Source organism: Sphingomonas sp. BL2 (genome assembly GCF_056680015.1).
In genome coordinates this window covers 2,399,695-2,417,552 of sequence record NZ_CM155261.1, presented here as the reverse complement: position 1 = coordinate 2,417,552, position 17,858 = coordinate 2,399,695, and the positions used below count along the sequence as shown (strand labels likewise).

The 17,858-nt window shown below is 65.7% G+C and carries 20 protein-coding genes; 9 read left to right on the top strand and 11 right to left on the bottom strand.

Features of this window, described 5'->3' with window-relative positions:
• The first annotated feature begins 112 nt into the window (after positions 1 to 112).
• The 6 genes from AC1ME3_RS11280 (at position 113) to AC1ME3_RS11255 (ending at position 5,337) form a co-directional block, all read left to right on the top strand.
• Positions 113 to 1,042 (top strand): galactosyltransferase-related protein, encoded by a 930-nt coding sequence (locus AC1ME3_RS11280; RefSeq protein WP_480953217.1) that lies wholly within the window; start codon positions 113 to 115, stop codon positions 1,040 to 1,042.
• Positions 1,039 to 2,112: a glycosyltransferase gene (locus AC1ME3_RS11275; RefSeq protein ID WP_480953216.1), complete on the top strand. Its 1,074-nt coding sequence runs from the start codon at positions 1,039 to 1,041 to the stop codon at positions 2,110 to 2,112. Before AC1ME3_RS11280 ends, AC1ME3_RS11275 begins: the two co-directional genes overlap by 4 nt.
• Positions 2,109 to 3,041 carry a polysaccharide pyruvyl transferase family protein gene (locus AC1ME3_RS11270; protein ID WP_480953215.1) on the top strand — a complete coding sequence of 311 codons (933 nt, stop codon included), beginning with the start codon at positions 2,109 to 2,111 and terminating at the stop codon, positions 3,039 to 3,041. Before AC1ME3_RS11275 ends, AC1ME3_RS11270 begins: the two co-directional genes overlap by 4 nt.
• Positions 3,038 to 3,961 carry a glycosyltransferase family 2 protein gene (locus AC1ME3_RS11265; protein WP_480953214.1) on the top strand — a complete coding sequence of 308 codons (924 nt, stop codon included), beginning with the start codon at positions 3,038 to 3,040 and terminating at the stop codon, positions 3,959 to 3,961. The genes AC1ME3_RS11270 and AC1ME3_RS11265 overlap by 4 nt, the downstream gene beginning before the upstream one ends.
• A gap of 69 nt (positions 3,962 to 4,030) precedes the next feature.
• The gene (locus tag AC1ME3_RS11260; RefSeq protein WP_480955816.1) at positions 4,031 to 4,351 is read left to right on the top strand and encodes an HNH endonuclease; all 321 of its coding nucleotides are present in this window, start codon (positions 4,031 to 4,033) and stop codon (positions 4,349 to 4,351) included.
• Positions 4,352 to 4,461: 110 nt separating this feature from the next.
• Complete coding sequence (locus AC1ME3_RS11255) at positions 4,462 to 5,337, top strand: SDR family oxidoreductase (protein ID WP_480953213.1); 876 nt, start codon at positions 4,462 to 4,464, stop codon at positions 5,335 to 5,337.
• Positions 5,338 to 5,376: 39 nt separating this feature from the next.
• On the opposite strand, the gene AC1ME3_RS11250 is transcribed toward AC1ME3_RS11255, so the two are convergent.
• The 3 genes from AC1ME3_RS11250 to AC1ME3_RS11240 are packed head-to-tail and all read right to left on the bottom strand — an operon-like array spanning position 5,377 to position 7,405.
• Positions 5,377 to 6,138, bottom strand: coding sequence for a sterol desaturase family protein (locus AC1ME3_RS11250; protein ID WP_480953212.1), 762 nt, complete (start codon positions 6,136 to 6,138; stop codon positions 5,377 to 5,379).
• Complete coding sequence (locus AC1ME3_RS11245; protein WP_480953211.1) at positions 6,135 to 6,911, bottom strand: fatty acid desaturase; 777 nt, start codon at positions 6,909 to 6,911, stop codon at positions 6,135 to 6,137. The genes AC1ME3_RS11250 and AC1ME3_RS11245 overlap by 4 nt, the downstream gene beginning before the upstream one ends.
• A gap of 2 nt (positions 6,912 to 6,913) precedes the next feature.
• The gene (locus AC1ME3_RS11240) at positions 6,914 to 7,405 is read right to left on the bottom strand and encodes a sterol desaturase family protein (protein WP_480955815.1); all 492 of its coding nucleotides are present in this window, start codon (positions 7,403 to 7,405) and stop codon (positions 6,914 to 6,916) included.
• Between the two features lie 341 nt (positions 7,406 to 7,746).
• Here AC1ME3_RS11240 and AC1ME3_RS11235 point away from each other — a divergent pair, with 341 nt between their 5' ends.
• The gene (locus AC1ME3_RS11235) at positions 7,747 to 8,604 is read left to right on the top strand and encodes a phosphatase PAP2 family protein (protein WP_480953210.1); all 858 of its coding nucleotides are present in this window, start codon (positions 7,747 to 7,749) and stop codon (positions 8,602 to 8,604) included.
• On the opposite strand, the gene AC1ME3_RS11230 is transcribed toward AC1ME3_RS11235, so the two are convergent.
• Complete coding sequence (locus tag AC1ME3_RS11230) at positions 8,552 to 9,739, bottom strand: glycosyltransferase (RefSeq protein ID WP_480953209.1); 1,188 nt, start codon at positions 9,737 to 9,739, stop codon at positions 8,552 to 8,554. The genes AC1ME3_RS11235 and AC1ME3_RS11230 overlap by 53 nt on opposite strands.
• Positions 9,740 to 10,080: 341 nt before the next feature.
• On the opposite strand from AC1ME3_RS11230, the gene AC1ME3_RS11225 reads away from it, so the two are divergent.
• Positions 10,081 to 10,446: a DUF4440 domain-containing protein gene (locus AC1ME3_RS11225; protein WP_480953208.1), complete on the top strand. Its 366-nt coding sequence runs from the start codon at positions 10,081 to 10,083 to the stop codon at positions 10,444 to 10,446.
• Positions 10,447 to 10,465: 19 nt separating this feature from the next.
• On the opposite strand, the gene AC1ME3_RS11220 is transcribed toward AC1ME3_RS11225, so the two are convergent.
• Positions 10,466 to 11,386, bottom strand: coding sequence for an NmrA/HSCARG family protein (locus AC1ME3_RS11220; protein ID WP_480953207.1), 921 nt, complete (start codon positions 11,384 to 11,386; stop codon positions 10,466 to 10,468).
• 76 nt (positions 11,387 to 11,462) lie between these two features.
• On the opposite strand from AC1ME3_RS11220, the gene AC1ME3_RS11215 reads away from it, so the two are divergent.
• Complete coding sequence (locus tag AC1ME3_RS11215; RefSeq protein ID WP_480953206.1) at positions 11,463 to 11,849, top strand: winged helix-turn-helix transcriptional regulator; 387 nt, start codon at positions 11,463 to 11,465, stop codon at positions 11,847 to 11,849.
• Between the two features lie 124 nt (positions 11,850 to 11,973).
• Here AC1ME3_RS11215 and AC1ME3_RS11210 read toward each other — a convergent pair whose 3' ends face one another.
• From AC1ME3_RS11210 to AC1ME3_RS11185, 6 genes are read right to left on the bottom strand one after another with little or no spacing between them, the layout of a single operon-like run.
• The gene (locus AC1ME3_RS11210) at positions 11,974 to 12,846 is read right to left on the bottom strand and encodes an RDD family protein (RefSeq protein WP_480953205.1); all 873 of its coding nucleotides are present in this window, start codon (positions 12,844 to 12,846) and stop codon (positions 11,974 to 11,976) included.
• Entirely contained in the window at positions 12,839 to 13,840 is a 1,002-nt protein-coding gene (locus AC1ME3_RS11205; RefSeq protein ID WP_480953204.1) for a stage II sporulation protein M, read from the bottom strand. Before AC1ME3_RS11205 ends, AC1ME3_RS11210 begins: the two co-directional genes overlap by 8 nt.
• Positions 13,837 to 15,123 carry a DUF58 domain-containing protein gene (locus AC1ME3_RS11200; protein WP_480953203.1) on the bottom strand — a complete coding sequence of 429 codons (1,287 nt, stop codon included), beginning with the start codon at positions 15,121 to 15,123 and terminating at the stop codon, positions 13,837 to 13,839. Before AC1ME3_RS11200 ends, AC1ME3_RS11205 begins: the two co-directional genes overlap by 4 nt.
• Complete coding sequence (locus AC1ME3_RS11195) at positions 15,120 to 16,076, bottom strand: AAA family ATPase (RefSeq protein ID WP_480953202.1); 957 nt, start codon at positions 16,074 to 16,076, stop codon at positions 15,120 to 15,122. Before AC1ME3_RS11195 ends, AC1ME3_RS11200 begins: the two co-directional genes overlap by 4 nt.
• Entirely contained in the window at positions 16,073 to 17,206 is a 1,134-nt protein-coding gene (locus AC1ME3_RS11190; protein ID WP_480953201.1) for a hypothetical protein, read from the bottom strand. Before AC1ME3_RS11190 ends, AC1ME3_RS11195 begins: the two co-directional genes overlap by 4 nt.
• Positions 17,203 to 17,829, bottom strand: a complete 627-nt coding sequence (locus AC1ME3_RS11185) for a DUF4129 domain-containing protein (RefSeq protein ID WP_480953200.1) — start codon at positions 17,827 to 17,829, stop codon at positions 17,203 to 17,205. The genes AC1ME3_RS11190 and AC1ME3_RS11185 overlap by 4 nt, the downstream gene beginning before the upstream one ends.
• Between the last annotated feature and the right edge of the window lie 29 nt (positions 17,830 to 17,858).

The window sequence follows — 17,858 nt, the reverse complement described above, 5'->3', positions numbered from 1 at the left end:
GGCCGGATCTCATCCTCAGCGCTCCCCGCCTTGGCAACCATGCGACCGTCACGTCGTTCTGGAGACGATAGGACGATCCGCGCCTTTCCATATTCCAAGCAGAGCCATCATCATGACCGAAGTTTCCGTCGTCACCCTGGGCAAGGGGCGTCCCGACCATCTCGTTAATGTCGTCCGCGGGCTGATGCGCCAGACGCTGATGCCGACCGAACTGATCGTCGCGGTGATGCAGGACGACCTGTACGACCTGCCCGAGGCGCCGTTCCCGATCCGCCAGATGCAGGTCGTCGCCGACGCCCTGCCGCTCGCCTCCGCGCGTAACATCGCGGCCCGTGCAGCGACCGGCGACGTAATCGTCTTTCTCGACATGGACTGCATTCCGACGCCGACATTGCTGGCCGATTATGCAGGGTTCCTCGAGACGTTCGACGGGCTGCTGATGGGCGAGGTCCTGTACCTGCCGGGTGGCGCGACCGACGGCGACTGGCAGTATGACCGGTTCGCCGAGATCGCGGTGAAGCATTCGGACCGTCGCGGTCCCCCGCCCCAGGGGATCGAGATCTGTACCGACTATCGTTGTTTCTGGTCGCTCAACTTCGCGATGCGACGGACGACGTTCCTCGGTCTCGGCGGCTTCGATGAGCGCTATGTCGGCTATGGCGGCGAGGATACCGATTTCGGTAAGGCGCTCGACGAGGCCGGCGTGCCGATCGCGTGGATCAAGGGCGGTCTGGCGTATCACCAATATCATCCGCACCACATGCCGCCGGTGCACCATCTCGACAGCGTCGTGCGTAACGCCGAGCTGTTCGAAACCAAATGGGGCTATCGGACGATGGGCCATTGGCTCCAGGCCTTCCGCCTGATGGGGCTGATCGACCCCACCCCGGGTCGGCCGATCCGCATCCTGCGCCGCCCCGACGCCGCCGATCTCGCGCTGACCGGCCAGCAGAGCCACCAGCCCTATGCCAATACTGCGACCGTTATCCGCCTGCTCGAAGACCGGCTGGCGGCAAGCGAGAGAGCCGCGGCGGCCGAATGAGGATCGCGGTCCTCTGTCATGTCCGCCAGCCGATCGCGCAGCCGTTCGCCGGCGGCATGGAATCGCAATGCTGGCATCTGGCGGCGGGTCTCCAGGCGCGTGGTCATGACGTGGTACTGTTCGCCTCGGGGGACAGCGATCCGCGCTTCACGATCGATGCCGTGATCCCAGAGCATTACGAACGCACCTTTCCGGGGGCCGAGCACCGTGGCTTCGCGCCGCTGATCGCGCATCTCGACGACGGCTACGCCGCGGCCTGCGACCGGATCGCCGCCGGTGGTTTCGACGTGGTGCACAATAACAGCCTGCACCGCTTTCCGCTCGAGCCGGCGCAGACCGCGGCGGTTCCGACCGTCACCTCCTTGCACGTCCCGCCCTACGATGCGCTTCGCTGGTTCGTGCACGCCAGCGTCACGCCGACCCACCGCCTGACCGCGACCTCGGCCCACCAGCTTGCCGCCTGGTGGCCGGACGGCCCGCCACGCGAAGCCTCGGTCCTCCACAACGGCATCGATCTCGCAGCGTGGCCGTTCGTCGCGCAAGGCGACGGCAGCGCGGTCTGGTGCGGAAGGATGACGCCGGACAAGGCGCCGCATCTGGCAGCGCAGGCGGCACGGCTGGCCGGCGTCCCGCTCACGCTGTTCGGACCGATCGAGGATCGCGACTATTGGGACGCCGACGTCGCGCCGCTGCTGGACGGCAGCATTCGCTATGGCGGACATCTAAATGCATCGGCGCTGGCGGCGGAGATGGGTCGCGCCTCGGTGTTCGTGTTCACGCCATGCTGGGACGAACCGTTCGGCCTGGTCGCGGTCGAGGCGATGGCGTGCGGCCTGCCGGTGGCGGCGTTCGACCGTGGCGCGCTGCGAGAAATCATCGGCGAGACAGGGTGCTTCGCACCGCCCGGTGACGTTTCCGCACTCGCTGACGCCATCACGAGGGCCATCCAACGGTCCCGCGGCCCGCAACGCGATCGAGTCGAGACGGCCTTCACCCGTAATCGGTGGCTCGATCAATGCGAGGACCTTTACCGTGACGTGGTCGGTCACGAACTGAGGCAGCGCGCATGACGGCTAGCGATCATCTGAGAGAGCAGCGCGCACTGCTCACCGCACTATACCGGACGCATGTCGCGCCTGGTTCTCGCTATGCGCTGGTCGACTTTCCGGATCATGCGAACGTCGGCGACAGCGCGATCTGGCTCGGCGAACTCGCAATGCTTCGGGCGATAACGGAGCGCGATCCGTGCTACGTTTCGACGTGGCACGATTTCGATCTCGATGCCTTTCGTAGTGCCTGCCCCGACGGCGTACTGTTCCTGCATGGCGGCGGAAACCTTGGCGATATCTGGCCGCATCACCAGCGGTTCCGCGAGGAGATCCTGGCAAGGGTCCGCGATCGACCGGTCGTGCAGCTACCGCAGTCGATCCATTTTCGCATGCCGTCGGAAGTCGATCGATTCGCCGCGCTCGTCGCCGACCATCCGGATTTCGTCCTGTACGTCCGCGATACGCGTAGCCTGGACTTCGCACGCAAGCATCTGGCCTGCGCGGCGCACCTCGCCCCGGACTCGGCGTATGCGCTCGGCAAGCAATCGCGCAACGGGTTTCAATGCGACGTGCTGATGCTCATGCGCACCGACGACGAACGGCAAGGCTATGCGCCGCCTTCGGCCGATGCAGCGATCGTCGTCGACTGGCTGGAAGATGACGCCGATCTGCCGGTCGGGGTCGATGCCAAAGCACGCGAAGCCCAAGCCGTCGCACGCGTCGACCGTGGACTGCGGTTGCTCGCACGAGGCCGGGTCGTCGTGACGGACCGGCTCCACGGCCACATCCTCGCCGACTTGCTCGGTATTCCGCACGTCGTTCTCGACAACGACTACGGCAAGATCGCCGCGTATCTCGACGCATGGCCCGTTGTGGAACCAATCGTGACGAGGGCCACGACGATCGAACACGCCATGGTCCTTGCCAAGCAGCGCATCGACGCGCGGTGACTGCCGCCATCGATGTCAGCCTGCTCGTCTGCACGCGCAATCGCGCCGTGTCGCTGGCGGCTACGCTAAAGTCTGTGAAGCGCGCGGCGGCGTATGCCGGAAACACGATCGTGGAGGTCGTCCTGGTCGACAATGGCTCGGTCGACAGCACGCCGCAGCGACTGGCGGAATGGCAAGCGGGGCAGGCTTTCCCGGTCCACCTCGTCCACGAACCGCATCCCGGGCTCGCCCGCGCGCGAAACGCCGGCCTCGCGCATTGCACCGGGCGCATCATCGCGATGACAGACGACGACTGTGTTGTGCACCAAGACTATTTCGCCGCCGTCTGCGCGGCATTCGAACGGGCCAGCGGGCCGGCGATCATCGGCGGCCGCATCCTGCTCGGCAACCCGGCCGATCTCCCCGTCACGATCAAGCTCGAAGACCATCCCATGGTTGCGCCGTCGCACGGGTTTCCGGGTGGGTTCATCATGGGGGCAAATCTGGCGTTCACCGCGGATGTCCTGCGATTGACGGGATGCTTCGACGAACGGTTCGGAGCCGGCGCGCCATTCGTGTCGGCGGAGGATACGGATTTCCTGTTTCGTGCAGCAGGCCTCGGCGTTGCGGTGCTCTACGACCCGCTGATGGTCGTCGATCATCATCACGGGCGCCGCGATATCGACGACGAAACCCGGCTGCTGGCGGGCTACAGCTTTGGCGATGGCGCCTTGTACGCCAAGTATCTCGTCTCCGATCGGCGCGCGCTTCGTGCCATCGTCGAAGATCTTCTTGCCGTTCGCTTCGATTGGACGCGGCCCGTGAACACGCATGCCGGTATCAAGCGGTTCTACTGGTTCCGGCTGCGCCATAAGACCTGCGGCTTTGCCTACTTCTGGTGGATCCTCCTGCGGCGAAACATGTCGCGTTTCATCCGATAAGCCTCTCGACTTGCTGGTCTTTCCCCCACGATACACCATATTCGAACCATGGGCGGACGTGTGAAGCGGATGGCAGGACTATTGGAGGCGGAGGCGCGGACGATCGCTGCCGAAGATGCCGGGCGATGCGGGCTGTGCGAGCGGCCCTTGGGGCGAAAGGTGGAATGGCATCACCGCATTCCGAAAAGCCGGGGTGGTACGGAGGTCATCCCGGTTCATCCGATCTGTCACCGTATCATTCATGCCAGCGTCTCGAACCAGGATCTGGCGACGACGTTCGCGGACCTCGATGTCTTGAAAGCGCGCCCGGATATCAGTCGCTTCCTGCGCTGGATCGCCGACAAGCCCGCGGACTTTCACGCCCCCACCCGCCGCGCCGATATTCGCTAAGTTTATCGACCTCAACGATCGATGGATCATCATCATCGGACTCCCACGCCGGCGGCACTTAACGAGCGGATGACCGTTCGTTCAGCGACCCGAACAGCAGGACGCTTTCCATGACCGATGATCCGCGCACCAGCCACCCGACGAGCTTTCCTGGTGAACCGCAGCAGCCCCGCCCCGGGCTTGTCGCCAACATGAAGACCAAGCCCGACCACGGCGAGGAAAGCTATGTCGGCAAGGGGCTTCTCAAGGGTAAGGCCGCGCTCATCACCGGGGGTGATTCCGGCATCGGCAAGGCGGTGGCCATCGCCTATGCGCGTGAAGGCGCGGACGTCGCGATCTCGTATCTCGCCGTCGAGCAGGAGGACGCCGAAGATACACGCGCCTGGGTCGAGAAGGCAGGACAGCGATGCGTATTGCTGCCGGGCGACATTCGCGACCGGGATCACTGCGTCGCGCTGGTGGAGCGCACCGTCAGCGACCTTGGCGGGATCGACATACTGGTCAACAATGCCGCGGCGCAGACGATGAACGAGGATCTGGACAGCGTCGACGACGACGAGATGCAGGGCGCCTTCGCGGCCAATGTGTTCGCGATGATCCGTCTGGCGAAGGCCGCGGCACCGCACATGAAGCCGGGGTCGGCGATCGTGAACACCACCAGCGAGCAGGCCAAGGTCGCGACCAAGAGCATGATCGTCTACGCCGCGACCAAGGGCGCGATCTCCAGCCTCACTGTCGGACTTTCAAATCTGCTCGTAGCGAACGGCATCCGCGTCAACGCCGTGGCGCCGGGCCCGATCTGGACGCCGATCCAGCCGATCGCGAAGTCGCCGGAGGAACTTGAAAAACTCGGTCAGGATACGCCTTTGGGACGCGCGGGTCAGCCTGCCGAGCTCGCGCCGGCCTATGTCCTCCTCGCGTCGTCGGAGGGAAGCTACATGACCGGTGCGGTGATCGCGGTCACCGGTGGCGTGCCGATCAACTGACGAACGGACGGGCGCCCCGGCGCCCGTCCGTCGATACGGCTAGGAGTTCACCACTTCGACGCGACGCGCCGCGCGCGCATGCTCCTTCGTAAAGTCGCCGACACCGCGGTCGGTGTGGCACAACCGGTCCCAATGGCGGAAATACAGGCCGTAGTTGCAGCCATAAAGTTCGTGGTGCCGCTGGTGATGGCTGGCCGTGATCAGCCATCCTCCCAGCGGGCCCGACCACATGAAACGCGGGAAGATCTCCCAACCCATGTGGTTCGTGACTCCCATCACCGTCATGATCGTCAGCACGATGCCTAGACCGGCGATATGGATCGGAACGAAGAACACCAGCAGCGGAATGACCACCGCGCCGGTAAGCGCCTCGATCGGGTGAAACGCCATCGCGGCCCAGGCCGTCGGCGGACGGCTGGCATGGTGCAGCGCGTGCGCCAGCTTGAACGGTTTCGGACGATGCATCCAGCGGTGCGTCCAGTAGAACCAGGCATCATGCAGCAGCAGATACAGGAACACCGAGACCGGCAGGTACCAGAGCGGATAGGCGTGGATATCGGAATATACCTGCGTCCAGCCATGATGTTGCCATCCCCAGGCGACGACGCCCGCCGGGATTCCGTAGAGCGCTGCGGACGCGAGGCTCCAGATGATCTCGCGGCGGACCTGCGGGTCCAGCCCGAGGTACAACCCCGGATGCTTGCGGACCGTGATCCAGGCAAACGCGCCCGACACGAGGAGATAGCGAACGCCGACGATGACGGTCATCGCGATGGCGGAGAGGATGATGGCGAGCGTCATGCTTGATCCTCGACGACCCTGCGATCGGCGGCGCGCACGGCGAGCGCACGGCGCCGCGAGGGAAGACCCCACCACGGCGTTCCCGGCGAGAGATGGTGCTCGTGATGATAGCCACCGAAGTGGAAACATGTCAGCAACGACAACACCGGCCCCACGTCGATGCTATGCGCGCGGTGGGCATCCGCAAAAGGAGTCTCACGCTCTCGGTGCGGCAGCCACGTTCCGAACACGAACAACTGCGCCACCGCACCCAAGGCTGGCAATGCCCAGAAGACGACGATGTTGCCGAGCGGTGCCCCGAGCAACAGCGTATAGATCAGCGCCACCACGGTTATCCGGATGATCTGCCCGTGCGAATAATAGGTCTTGAAGAACTGCAGGAACCAGCCGCCGAGACTGGGGTCGCCACCGTGAAAGTCGGGGTCCCCCGCTCGTCCGGTTTCCTTGTGATGCAGATGATGTTGCGGCAACAGTGATGCGTAAGACAAGCAGGCATAGAGCGACAGACAGGTCGCGCCGATCGCCCGGTTCAGGCGTGGTCGATCGGGTGCCAGCGCGCCGTGCATCGAGTCATGCGCGACGATGAACAGTCCGGTACTCAGCCAAGTCTGGACGATGACCATCACGATGGCCAAGGGAATTGTGTCCAGGCCCCAACGCCAGAAGAAAATGCCGGTTATGTGGATCGCCAGCCACGCCGCGACGATCGCGGCGGACAGCGACACGCCGACACGGGTCTGATGCCGCAGGGCCTCCGATTGGCGAACCGTCACGCTCACTTCTTTGCGTCTGCCGAAACGAGGTTTCCGGCTTTGTCGGGACGTACCGCACGCCGCTGCGGATAGGCATTCGCGCGCAACTGCGCCTTCAGCACCGACGGCTTGCGCGCGAACAGGAAGCCGTGGCTGACAGTACCGTCCTTGCCCTCGACCGCGTGGTGCAGGCGGTGCGCTTGCAGCAGGCGCTTGAAATACCCCTGTTTGGGTACCCAGCGAAAGCCGCCGCGCTGATGCACGAGCATGTCGTGCACGAAGGCATAGATGCCGCCGTACACGGTGATGCCGAGCGCTGCCCACCACAACGGTTCCCACCAGAGCCCGACGACGAACAACACGATCGGCACGATCGCGAACACGATTGCGTAGAGGTCGTTTTTTTCGAACCAGCCATCATGATCTTCGTGATGCGACTTGTGCCAGCCCCAGCCCCAGCCGTGCATGACATACCGATGCGCCGCCCACGCGAAGCACTCCATGAACAGAACCATGAAGACGACGATCGCGAGTTTCTCGAACCAGGTCACTTTGCGCGATCGCACGAATTGACGGTGGGCGGGTGCAGCGAATTCAGCATGATGCACACATAACCGTTACCCGCCGGCTATGCGAGGGCGCTCCCCGACAAAATATCCCGAGCCGGTTGCGTCGAAGCCATTCTCCGCTCCGGACCACGTCGTCTTTAGATCGCGTGATGTCCATGTAATGTGGTCGAAATCGACCTGCCTGGGCACCGCATGGCGGCACGCTGCGTTCGACCGGTATGATTGCCCCGTTGTTCCGCGCCGACCACCGAGAGACTCCCTCCTGGGTCTCGATTGGGGCCATGTTGATGAGCTTCCTCGTCGCCCAATATCATCACCGCTTCACCGTGGATCCGATCCGAGCCGCTCCCGCGATGGCAGCGGTGACGGCACTTGCCCTCGCGCTCGCGATCGGCAAGTACACCGCGCGGCCGCGCCTCGCGGCTGGCGCGAGAGCCTTCCTCCAAATGACGCTGTTCACCGTGCTAGGCGTCGTTCTGGCGTATGCCCTGGCAGCAAACGCAGGGCAGTTGTGGGATGCCCGCCTAGCCGCCGCCGACCGCGCGATCGGTTTCAACTGGCCGGTCGTGTTGGCGTTGCTCGACAAATCCCCTCCTTTGATTTGGCTGCTTGGACTGGCGTATCACAGTCTCACCTTGCAGATGATCGCCGTCATCGTAGCGCTGAGCGGCATGGGGAAATTCGACACGCTGAGGACGATGGTCTGTGCCGCGATCCTGTCCGGTTTCGTCACGATACTGATTTCGGGGCTCACCCCGGCGATGGGCAATCTGTTCGCCCCATCCCGCTACGTGCATCTATGGCCGTCCGTGGCCTGGCTTGAACAGGGGCTGATATCGGGGCTTCGCGACGGGTCGCTACGCGTGCTCGATCTCACCATGCTCATGGGGATCGTCAGTTTTCCCAGTTTCCATGCGACGCTCGCCGCCATCTTCATCTGGGCGTTCGGCGCGATGCCGCGTGCTGCCCTGATGGGCCGCGCATGGGCCATACTGACGATCATCGCGACGCCGGTCTTCGGCGGGCACTACGGGGTCGACGTCGTCATGGGCCTCATCCTCGCGCCGCCCGCCATCATTGCGGCGCGCCGCCTCACGCAGCGTAGGCAGCCGTCTCATCCGACGGGTTCGGCCTTGCCGGCGTGACGTCGGTATCGTCGCAAAGCACCGCATCGACCATTGCCGCCGCCTCGGCCGCGCCCCCTGCCTCGGCCATATCCGTGGCAAGCAGCCGTGCCGCAACGCGGTATCGCGGATCGCTCAGTACGAGCCGCAACGCCGGTTCGAGGCCATTCTTGCCGGCTTCGGCGGCCGATACGACGCGCGCGGCCCCGATCCGTTTCAGTCGCGCCGCAGTTGCCGGTTGTTCGAATGCCAGTGGCACGGCAACGATCGGCACGCCGGCCGCCAGAGCGTCGAGGACCGTGTTGAACCCGCCGTGCAGGATCGCGGCTGAACACCGTGGCAGGATACGGGTCTGAGACCAGAATGCCCGCACCAGTGGATTTCCAGGGAGCGACTGGGCTTCGCGATCGCTCAGCCCGCCGCCATGCGCTACCACCGCACGGCCACCGACCGCGGCACAGGCCGCCGTCATCGCCGCGAACAGCGATCGGCGCGCACCCTGCAACGATCCCAGCGAACAGAATATCAGCGGCCGCCCGTCGTTGTTCGGAACGGTTTCCTCAGGCTCGTCCAACCGCCACGGCGCGCCGTATCGAAAGCTTTGCGGCAATGCTGTGCGCGGAAAGTCCAATCCTGCCGGGCATTGCGCGATCTGCAAACGGTCGGACCATTGATGCCGGGGGTCGGGATCAAGCCCCCAACGCCGCGCATAGGTCGCCACCATGTTCGTGATCGGTCGCATCAGCAGGTCGCTCACCGCGTACCCGCCATTGTTGCGATTCCGCCCCACTGCATCGGGACGATACGCCCACCCAAGGAAGGGTGGCGGTACCGCTGGCTCCCTGAGCAACGGCAACCCCGTAACCGCAGTCACGAATGGCAGACGAAGATAGCGCGCCACCAACGCACCGGCGGGCTCGACCGAATCCGCGACGACCGCATCGACTTCGAGCCTCGACAGCGCCGCCGGCAGGGTCTTCAAGAGCAGTTCGGTCATCGATGCGGTGCTGCGGATCATCCGGGGTAGCCCGACAGGTCCCGATGGCTGCGCCAGCTTGTGGTAATGCTCTGCCAACAAGCCCTTGCAGTCCGCCGGGTGGCCGAGCGCCGCGAAATCGACACCGCAGTCCGGCACCAGCGACGCGGCGTCGGCCATGTGAATTATCGTGACGCGCCGCCCCGTTTGGACGAGCGACCTTCCCAAAGCTGCTAGCGGGTTGATATGACCCGCCGTCGGCGGCGCGATGATGGCGATATGCCGCCTTTTGACCGTCAATGCAGTGGAGCTTTCATCGCCATCTTGTTGAATCGATTAGTATCAGCATGCGGGCGAAGAGCTAGCGTCATTCAGTCGATTGATAACGGCAGGCTTCCCCCCCGACCGCCATCGACCCCGTGCAACTGAAGCTTCGGTTGCGACGTATCCGATGTGCCCACGCCGAGATGTCGGAACCGTCTTCCCCCTCCCTGCGCTACAGCCAGGAAGGAGAATAAATCGTGGACGATCAACGCGTGTGGGAATTCGAGCGCAGTCTCTGGGATGCCAGCAACGAGCATTATCAGGAGCGGATCGACGAGGAGATCGTCATGGTCCTTCCCCGCCCACCCTATGTCTTCCAGGGCCAGGACGCGAAGGATGCGGTCAAGGCGACGCCCAAGTGGGATTCGGTCGAGCTTTCGGACAAGCGTGTGTCGCGTCCTCAGGAGGGATTAATCGTCGTGGCATACATGGCGCGTTGCTCCAGCGGTGACGAGAAATACGAAGCACATTGCTCTTCGACCCTGCGCATGCGGGGACATGATGACTGGCTGGTCGTCCAGCACCAGCAGACCCCGCCCCTGACCGCCAGCGTCACGACCTGACGCTTCGCCTGAGTCACGCTTAGCGGAGCGCCACATCAGCGTTGCCTTCTAGCAATGCCGCTTCCATCAATGGCTTGCCGGGGCCGTCCAACCAGGTGTCGAACGTGTAGAGCCCCGGCACGAGGTCCCGCAGTGCTGCCATGTCGGCGTTCCCCGCCAATCGCCCATCGTCGATCAGCCTTGCCGCGCCTCGGAGAACCCTGTTTTCCGCCAGCACCGCTTCCGGAAAGCGACAATATCCGATCGACCGCTGTGCCGCGCGGCTTAAGGCAGCGGCGAGTTGATCGCCCGTGGCCGCATCGCTCGCGATTGGCATCGTCTGTCCGATGAACCGGGCAGGATCGGCGAAGATCGCGGCAACGATGCGACCGATGTCCGCCACGGCGATAAACTGCACCGTTTGATCGGGATGCATCAGGAAGGTCATAACGCCCCGGTCAAGGCCCATGCCGGGCAACATCAACAGGTCCATGAAAGTGGACGGCCTGACGATGGTGACCGGCAGGTCGATCGCCTGCAACCTTTCCTCGATGACCGCCTTGCTGTCGAAATGCGGCACTCCCATCGCCCCTTGTCCGGCAGCAATGACGCTGGTCTGGACGAAGTGCCGCACCCCGGCCTCTCGTGCGGCTTCGGCGACCGTGATGGCATACGCCACCTCGTCGTCGTCGGTCATATCGGAACTGCTCTGGCCCGAACTCGGCTGTACGCTGAAGACGCCGTAGGTACCCGCCACCGCGCGCTCGATCGTTGCGCGATCGGCCTGATCGCCGACCGCGAGCGTGCAGCCCAGATCGGCCAGCGCGCGTGCTTCGGCTGTGTCGGGATTGCGGACAAGCGCACGTACTGCCCAACCAGACGAGCGCAATGCGCGCGCGACCGAGCCTCCCTGTTGACCCGTTGCGCCCAGGACGAGAATGATATGGTCGGCAAACAGCATGTAATATCCTCCGTGATGGATATCATGGTATGTAATCTATACCGTGATGCAATCAGGCAATCGAAAGCGACCAAGTATGACTGACCAGACCGGCAAGGCACTGACGAGCCGCCTTGTGCTGGACCAGATCGCCGACAAGTGGACGGTGTTGATCCTCGATGCCCTATGTCCTGGGCCGCTACGCTTCAGTGCCCTGAAACGAGCATTGGACGGTATCACGCAGGCATCGCTGAACCAGGCCCTGCGCCGGCTTGAACGCAACGGCATCGTCGGGCGCCGGGTGTTGAGCACAGCGTCGGTCGCAGTCCAATACAGTATTACGCCACTCGGTCGGAGCCTTGAGCCGCTGTTCAAGGCAGTGGAGACGTGGTCTTGCGAAAACCTCGAAAAGGTGGCGGAAGCCCGCTCGCACTTCGATGTTGCGACCGGTCGATCATCATCCGAACTGCTTAAGGCTGGATGACTCGATGACAGAAACGGGCGGGCGTGAGGGTCTCGTCGCCCAGTGGCCAGCCACCCAGCCGCCCGTCATCGACCTCGACCGCGGTACCAGATTGCGGACGCCATCGAAGGGCGTCGACGAACTGTCAGCGGACAGCTTCGGTCTTGTCGGCGCGTCTTTGGCCGAACAGCAGGCCGCGTTCGAGCTTGGCGCACAGTGCCTCGTAATATGCGCCGAGGAATGCAGCGTCGTCGCGCTGGTTGCCGGTCCAGCCGATCTTGCGCCGTATGCTGCCCGCGACGATCGTCATCGCATCGACGTCACCCCGGCGCAGCACGTCGGCCAGCGTTTGCAGCTCGAACTCGCCGTACGCACCGAGTTGCTGCGCGGTAAAGACGAACTCGGGGCCGACGGGTACGACAGTCGCCGTCGCGACCGGAGGGGCCAGCCTGCGGCGTGGCGTACGGACCACCCACGTTCCGGCGATCAGGTCGCCCACCCGCATCCGGTCTCGATTGAACAATGGGAAGGCGGTGAAGACACCCGCCCAGGCAAGGCCCGCGACTCCGGTCCACAGCTCGGCCTGGCTGTCCGCGGCGCGATAGGCGAGGAACGACAGCGGGACGAAGATCTCCAGCTCGCGCAACGCGTTGCGGGTAACGATCGCCGCACCCGTCAGCGGGCCGCCATCACGCGCGACGACGCGCAGACCGAGCATCCGCTTACCCGGCGTCGCCGCGCGGCCACCGAGTTCGAAACCGATGAAATACCCCGTCCGCAGCAGGAAGAACCCGAGCAGCCAAATCATGCCCAGGATCTGCCCGATGATCGCGCCCATGCCGAGGAACACGAGTGCGACGACGATGCTCAACGCGATCAGGCCCCCGCCCATGATCACCATGTCGAGAATGAAGGCGCTCAAGCGTTCGCTCCCCTGCCCCAGTACCAGCCGAAGGTCGACGCCCTCGGGCGTCACGAAGCTGCGCACGAAACGTGGATCCGCGGGACGCTCAGCCATGCCGCGCGCGCCCGGCACCGAAGAAATAGGCGAGCCATCCCACCAGCGCCGCGCCGCCGATCGCGAAACGGCCCGCGGTCGCGGTGACCACCTGCCGCCCGATCCCTTCCAGCCCGCCGGCCACGAACAGCATGAGCACGACGCCGATCATCGCGAGACCCGCGACCTGCCCCGCCCGCGTCGCCGCGGTCAACCGGTCGAGCCGACCGGGGAACGCGACCGCCATGCCAATCCGCAAACCGGCCGCACCGGCGATGGCGATCGCAAACAGTTCCGTCGTCCCGTGGATCGACAGCCACCCCGCCATCTCGAACCCCAGCCCACGGCTCGCGTAGAGCGCCATGAACGCGCCGACCATGCAGCCATTATAGACGATCAGCAGCAGCGTCGGCAGGCCGAACGCGGCGCCGAGCGCGAACGACATGATCGCGACCTGCGCGTTGTGCGTGAACAGGAACGTCGCAAACAGGCCGAGAAATCCTTTCTCGTTGCCGCCCAAGGCGTTTTGCAGCGTCGCGGTCGAGGCGGTCGGATCGCGTCCTCCCGCCAGGTCCTGCGGGATGACCGCATAGAACCACGCCGGATCCTGCGCGACCAGGATCCACGCGACGATCGCGCCCGCGACCATCAGCAGCACCGACACCGCAAGTTCGCGTCGCAACGCTACCACGGCGGCCGGCCAGTCATGCGCGAAGAACCGCACGATCCGGCCCGGTAGCGGCGCGCGCACCGCATAGGTCACGAAATAGGCGCGCATCGCCAGTGCTTCGAGATAGCGGACGAGGTCGCGATCGAGCGACGTCTCGCGCGCGACCGACAGAGACGACAGCGCGGCGCGGTACAGCACCGGCAGTGCGAACAGATCGTCGTCCGACAACGCCTTCAGCTTGCCGCGCTCGATCCGGTCGAGCAGCCCCTCCAGCCGCAGCCAGTCGGCCTCGCGCGCGGATCGAAAACGGGTCTCGGTGAGGTCGGTCGCAAGGCGGGTGCTCACAGCAGGTTCCTCCGTTTAAAATCGAGATAGGCGCGCACGAGTGCCGGGCCGATCCGGTCGTGCCGTGCCTCGATGACGTGGATGCCAAGATGGCGGAGCCGGGTCATGACGAGCTGCCGCTCGCGGAGCAGCGCGGCGGCCGTGACAGCGCGCGACACCGCGTCGACATCGACGGGCGCAGCGGCGGCCAGCGCGTCGAGTTCGGCATCCTCGATCAGCACGAACAGCACGAGGTGACTGGCGAGCAGATGCTCCACCGCCTGGATCATCAGTTCGGCACCGGTCTGGTCGGTGATCTCGGTAAAGATGACGACCAGCGCACGGCGGGTCAGCCCTGCGGCAAGCGTCGACAGCCCCAACGTGTGGTTGGTCTCGGCGGTGCTGTAGTCGAGCTCGCCCGCGAGGCGCTGCAACGCCGGGAACGCGCGCACGCCCGTCACCGCCCCCGATGCGATCCGCGGGCGCGCGTCGAACCCGAACAGCGACACGCGATCGCCGAGCTTCAGCGCTACATACGCGGCCAGCAACGCCGCGGTGACGGCGCGGTCGACGCGGGGGACGCCGTCGACCGGGTCCGCCATCGCGCGGCCAGCGTCGACCGCGAAGACGATCTGGTTGTTGCGCTCGACATGCATGTCCTTGGCGAGCAGCACATGGTGGCGCGCGGACTGTTTCCAGTCGATCGCGCGCCGATCCATCCCCGATCGCCATTCGGTCAGGGCCTCGAACTCGCTGCCCTCGCCGCGATCGATCCGCGCCAGCTGCCCGGCCTGGGCGCTACGCAGCAACAGCGCGCCCTCGTCGCGGACCGCGCGGATGTCGGGGGTGATCACGACCCGGTGGTCGATCGCCAGCGTCCGCTGTCGCCAAGCCAGACCCATCGGTCCGCTCCAGCGCAGCCACGCGCGCGACACGCCGTCGGTGCCGCGACGGATCGTCCGGTAGGTACGCGTCGTGGTCAGCATGTCGTCGAAAACGATCGGTCGGACGTCATCGGCGACCAGTTTCGGTCCCGTCTCCAGCGCGACCTCCGCCCCCGGCGTCGGTCGATCCAGCGCCAGCGTTACCGGCAATGGCGCACCGACGCCGACCGCTCCGGACGCGGTCACCCGCAACACCGGCGCCGCGGGCGCACGCATCGCGTCGATCACGACGAGCGCCAGCACGACGGCGACCCACAACGGCGCCGCGCCCCAGGCAGAGGGCAAGGCGACCGACACCAGCAGCGCGACGGGCGCGCCGCTCGCCGTCGCCAGTACCGCCCGTCTGGTCGGATAGATCAACGCGGCGCCTCGACCTGCTCCACCAGCGCGGCGATCACCGTGTCCGCCGATCGCCCGTCGATTTCGGCGATCGGCGCCAGCGTCACGCGGTGGCGCAGCGCGGCGGGGGCGAGCGCCTTCACGTCGTCGGGCAGCACGAAATCACGTCCCTCGATTGCAGCCTTCGCGCGCGCCGCCGCTGCCAGCATCGCCGCGGCACGGGGCGACGCGCCGGTCTGCAGGTCGCCCGCCTCACGTGTCGCGCGTACGAGGGCAACGACGTAGTCCACCACCTCGTCCGCCACCCGGATCGCCGCGACCGTATCGCAGGCGGCGTCGATCGCCGCGCGGTCGGCGACCGTCGAGACACCCCAATCGGCGGCGCGCGGCGTACCGAAGCGGTTGCCGTGCGCGGCGACGATCCGACGCTCCTCGGCTAGGTCGGGATAGCGGACCTCGTGCTTGAACAGGAACCGGTCGAGCTGCGCCTCGGGCAGCGGATAGACCCCCTGATTCTCGATCGGGTTCTGCGTCGCCACCACCATGAAGCGCCGCGCGAGCGGGTGCGAGGTGCCGTCGATCGTCACGGTCCGCTCCTGCATCGCCTCGAGCAGCGCGGCCTGCGTCTTGGGGGGTGTCCGGTTGATCTCGTCGGCCAGCAGCAATTCGGTAAAGATCGGCCCACGCGTCAGGCTGAACGTCGAGGTCTGGAAATTGAACAGGTTCGAGCCGATGATATCGCCCGGCATCAGGTCTGGCGTGAACTGGATGCGTCCGTAATCAAGCCCCACCGCGCGCGCGAAGCACTGCGCGAGGAACGTCTTGGCGGTGCCCGGTGGCCCTTCGAGCAGGATGTGACCCGACGCGAACAGCGCGATCAGCATCAGTTCGACGGCATCGTCCTGGCCCACCACGCCGTGCGCGATTTCGCGGCGGATCGCGTCGGCGAGCTGCCGGACCTCATCGATAGTCACGTGATCGTTTCCTTCCAGCGGTGTAGCGCCTGCGCGGCGCCAAGCAGTTCCACATCGTCACGCGCCTCGGCGGCGTTGCGCGCGAGCGACGAATAGGTCGGTGTGGCGCCCAGCCCGTCGAGATACGCGACCAGCGCCTCGCCACTCAGCCGCGTGCCGGTCGCATGCGCGACGTCGTCGGCAACCAGGGTCGCATAGGCCGCACCCGTGCGATGCGACCGTTTCGCCAGCCGCAGCAATGCGGCGACGTTGTCCGCCAGCGCAAGCTTGCCAAGGGCCAGCGCGCGATCCTCGCGTCCGGGCACGCCGAAGCGCACCGACGCATGAAACGCAGCCAGCGCGGCAGCCGCCAGCAGGCACAGCGTCAGCGAAAAGAAGGGCGGCTCGAACGCGAGCTTCAGCAGATTGGGACGACGCGCGAACCCGTTGAGCGTGAGGTCGAACGCGATCGAACGGTCGGTCGGGCGGTCGGCCCCGGCCGAGACTGCGTCCAGCACCGCGACCGCCCGCCGTGCGCCGGCCAGCGTCGCCAGCGCGTGATTGTCGAGGACATCGGGATCCGCCAGCACCCAGAGCGGGCGAACGCTGACGCGCGCCAGCACGACGCCGTCCGTGGTTCGCAGAACCGGCATGGCACCCGGCCCGCACAGGTACTGGCGGGTTCCGGTGCGACAGACTGTGATCGAGCCAAAGCCGCGGATCGGCATGATCGAGATGGTCTCGGGCAGCATGCCCGACTGCTCGACCCAGGCGGGATTGGTCGTCTGCCGTCGCACCGACCATTTCGGCAGGACGATCAGCGTCGGTCGGCCATCCCGCGCGGCCAGGAACTCGTGCATCGCCTTTGGCGTGACATCCGCACCGGGCGTGGCGATCATGACTATATTCGCACCCAGCGCCGCGGGGTCGCGGATCAGCGTCACGGACCTGCCGGTATCCCGCATCAGGTCGACCACGCCCTTGAACCCGACCGCCGAGGTCGACAGCGCATGACCGCCGCCATCGCGCCCAGGCCGGAGATCGGGTGCATAGGCGGTCAGCAACAGGAACGCGGCAAAGCCGATAACGGCAACCGCGACGACGATGCCCATCGTCCGCGTGCCGAACGTCGCAAACGGCGTCGCGCTCATGCCCAGGCCCCGGGCAACGCGAAGTCGCGATAGGCGGTACGCGCCGCGTCCCAGTCCTCGCGGGCAAGCGCGCGACCACCAAACAGGCTCCGCTCGACCGCCGCGGCGATCGGCGTGAACGCGCCGCGTGCAGCGATGGGAAACGCGTCCGCGCCGCCGATCTCACGCGTCGTCGCGGCGGGACGGACCAGCGCCGGCCGATGCCGTGCGACATCCTCGAGGCTGCGATGCAGTAACAACCGTGCCGCCGCGTCGTAGCGCCCCGCGTCGGCCATCGCATCGGCTTCGGCGAGCAATGCCCGCGCGGCGCTCGCCTCGGGCTGCCAGGACGTGCTGGCCTCGGGCGATGCCGACTTACGAAACTTGAAGCGTCGCACAAGCCGGACGATCAGCGCGACGAGCGCGATACCCGCCGCAAACAACGCAATCCAGAACAGGATCTTTCCAACCGCCCCAATCCCGTCGAGATGCTCTAGCAACCATCGAAGCCAGGGCGGCATTTCAGGCGGCTTGAACGCTGGCAGGTCGAACTGGATCGTCCGATCCGCGCGGGTCCGCGCCCAAGCCGACGCGATGTCGGCGTCGGCCGGCGCCGCCCCCTGCTGTGGTGTGACCTGCCCCATCGCCGTCCATTCTTAGCATGTCCGACGGC

What these genes read in the sequence shown, in the direction of transcription:
- AC1ME3_RS11185 (WP_480953200.1), bottom strand. Translation starts at nt 17,829, where the DNA reads ATGGGGCAGGTCACACCACAGCAGGGGGCGGCGCCGGCCGACGCCGAC.
- AC1ME3_RS11230 (WP_480953209.1), bottom strand. Translation starts at nt 9,739, where the DNA reads ATGGCCGACGCCGCGTCGCTGGTGCCGGACTGCGGTGTCGATTTCGCG.
- AC1ME3_RS11270 (WP_480953215.1), top strand. Translation starts at nt 2,109, where the DNA reads ATGACGGCTAGCGATCATCTGAGAGAGCAGCGCGCACTGCTCACCGCA.
- AC1ME3_RS11240 (WP_480955815.1), bottom strand. Translation starts at nt 7,405, where the DNA reads ATGGTTCTGTTCATGGAGTGCTTCGCGTGGGCGGCGCATCGGTATGTC.
- AC1ME3_RS11215 (WP_480953206.1), top strand. Translation starts at nt 11,463, where the DNA reads ATGACTGACCAGACCGGCAAGGCACTGACGAGCCGCCTTGTGCTGGAC.
- AC1ME3_RS11280 (WP_480953217.1), top strand. Translation starts at nt 113, where the DNA reads ATGACCGAAGTTTCCGTCGTCACCCTGGGCAAGGGGCGTCCCGACCAT.
- AC1ME3_RS11260 (WP_480955816.1), top strand. Translation starts at nt 4,031, where the DNA reads ATGGCAGGACTATTGGAGGCGGAGGCGCGGACGATCGCTGCCGAAGAT.
- AC1ME3_RS11275 (WP_480953216.1), top strand. Translation starts at nt 1,039, where the DNA reads ATGAGGATCGCGGTCCTCTGTCATGTCCGCCAGCCGATCGCGCAGCCG.
- AC1ME3_RS11235 (WP_480953210.1), top strand. Translation starts at nt 7,747, where the DNA reads ATGAGCTTCCTCGTCGCCCAATATCATCACCGCTTCACCGTGGATCCG.
- AC1ME3_RS11190 (WP_480953201.1), bottom strand. Translation starts at nt 17,206, where the DNA reads ATGAGCGCGACGCCGTTTGCGACGTTCGGCACGCGGACGATGGGCATC.
- AC1ME3_RS11220 (WP_480953207.1), bottom strand. Translation starts at nt 11,386, where the DNA reads ATGCTGTTTGCCGACCATATCATTCTCGTCCTGGGCGCAACGGGTCAA.
- AC1ME3_RS11250 (WP_480953212.1), bottom strand. Translation starts at nt 6,138, where the DNA reads ATGACGCTCGCCATCATCCTCTCCGCCATCGCGATGACCGTCATCGTC.
- AC1ME3_RS11210 (WP_480953205.1), bottom strand. Translation starts at nt 12,846, where the DNA reads ATGGCTGAGCGTCCCGCGGATCCACGTTTCGTGCGCAGCTTCGTGACG.
- AC1ME3_RS11255 (WP_480953213.1), top strand. Translation starts at nt 4,462, where the DNA reads ATGACCGATGATCCGCGCACCAGCCACCCGACGAGCTTTCCTGGTGAA.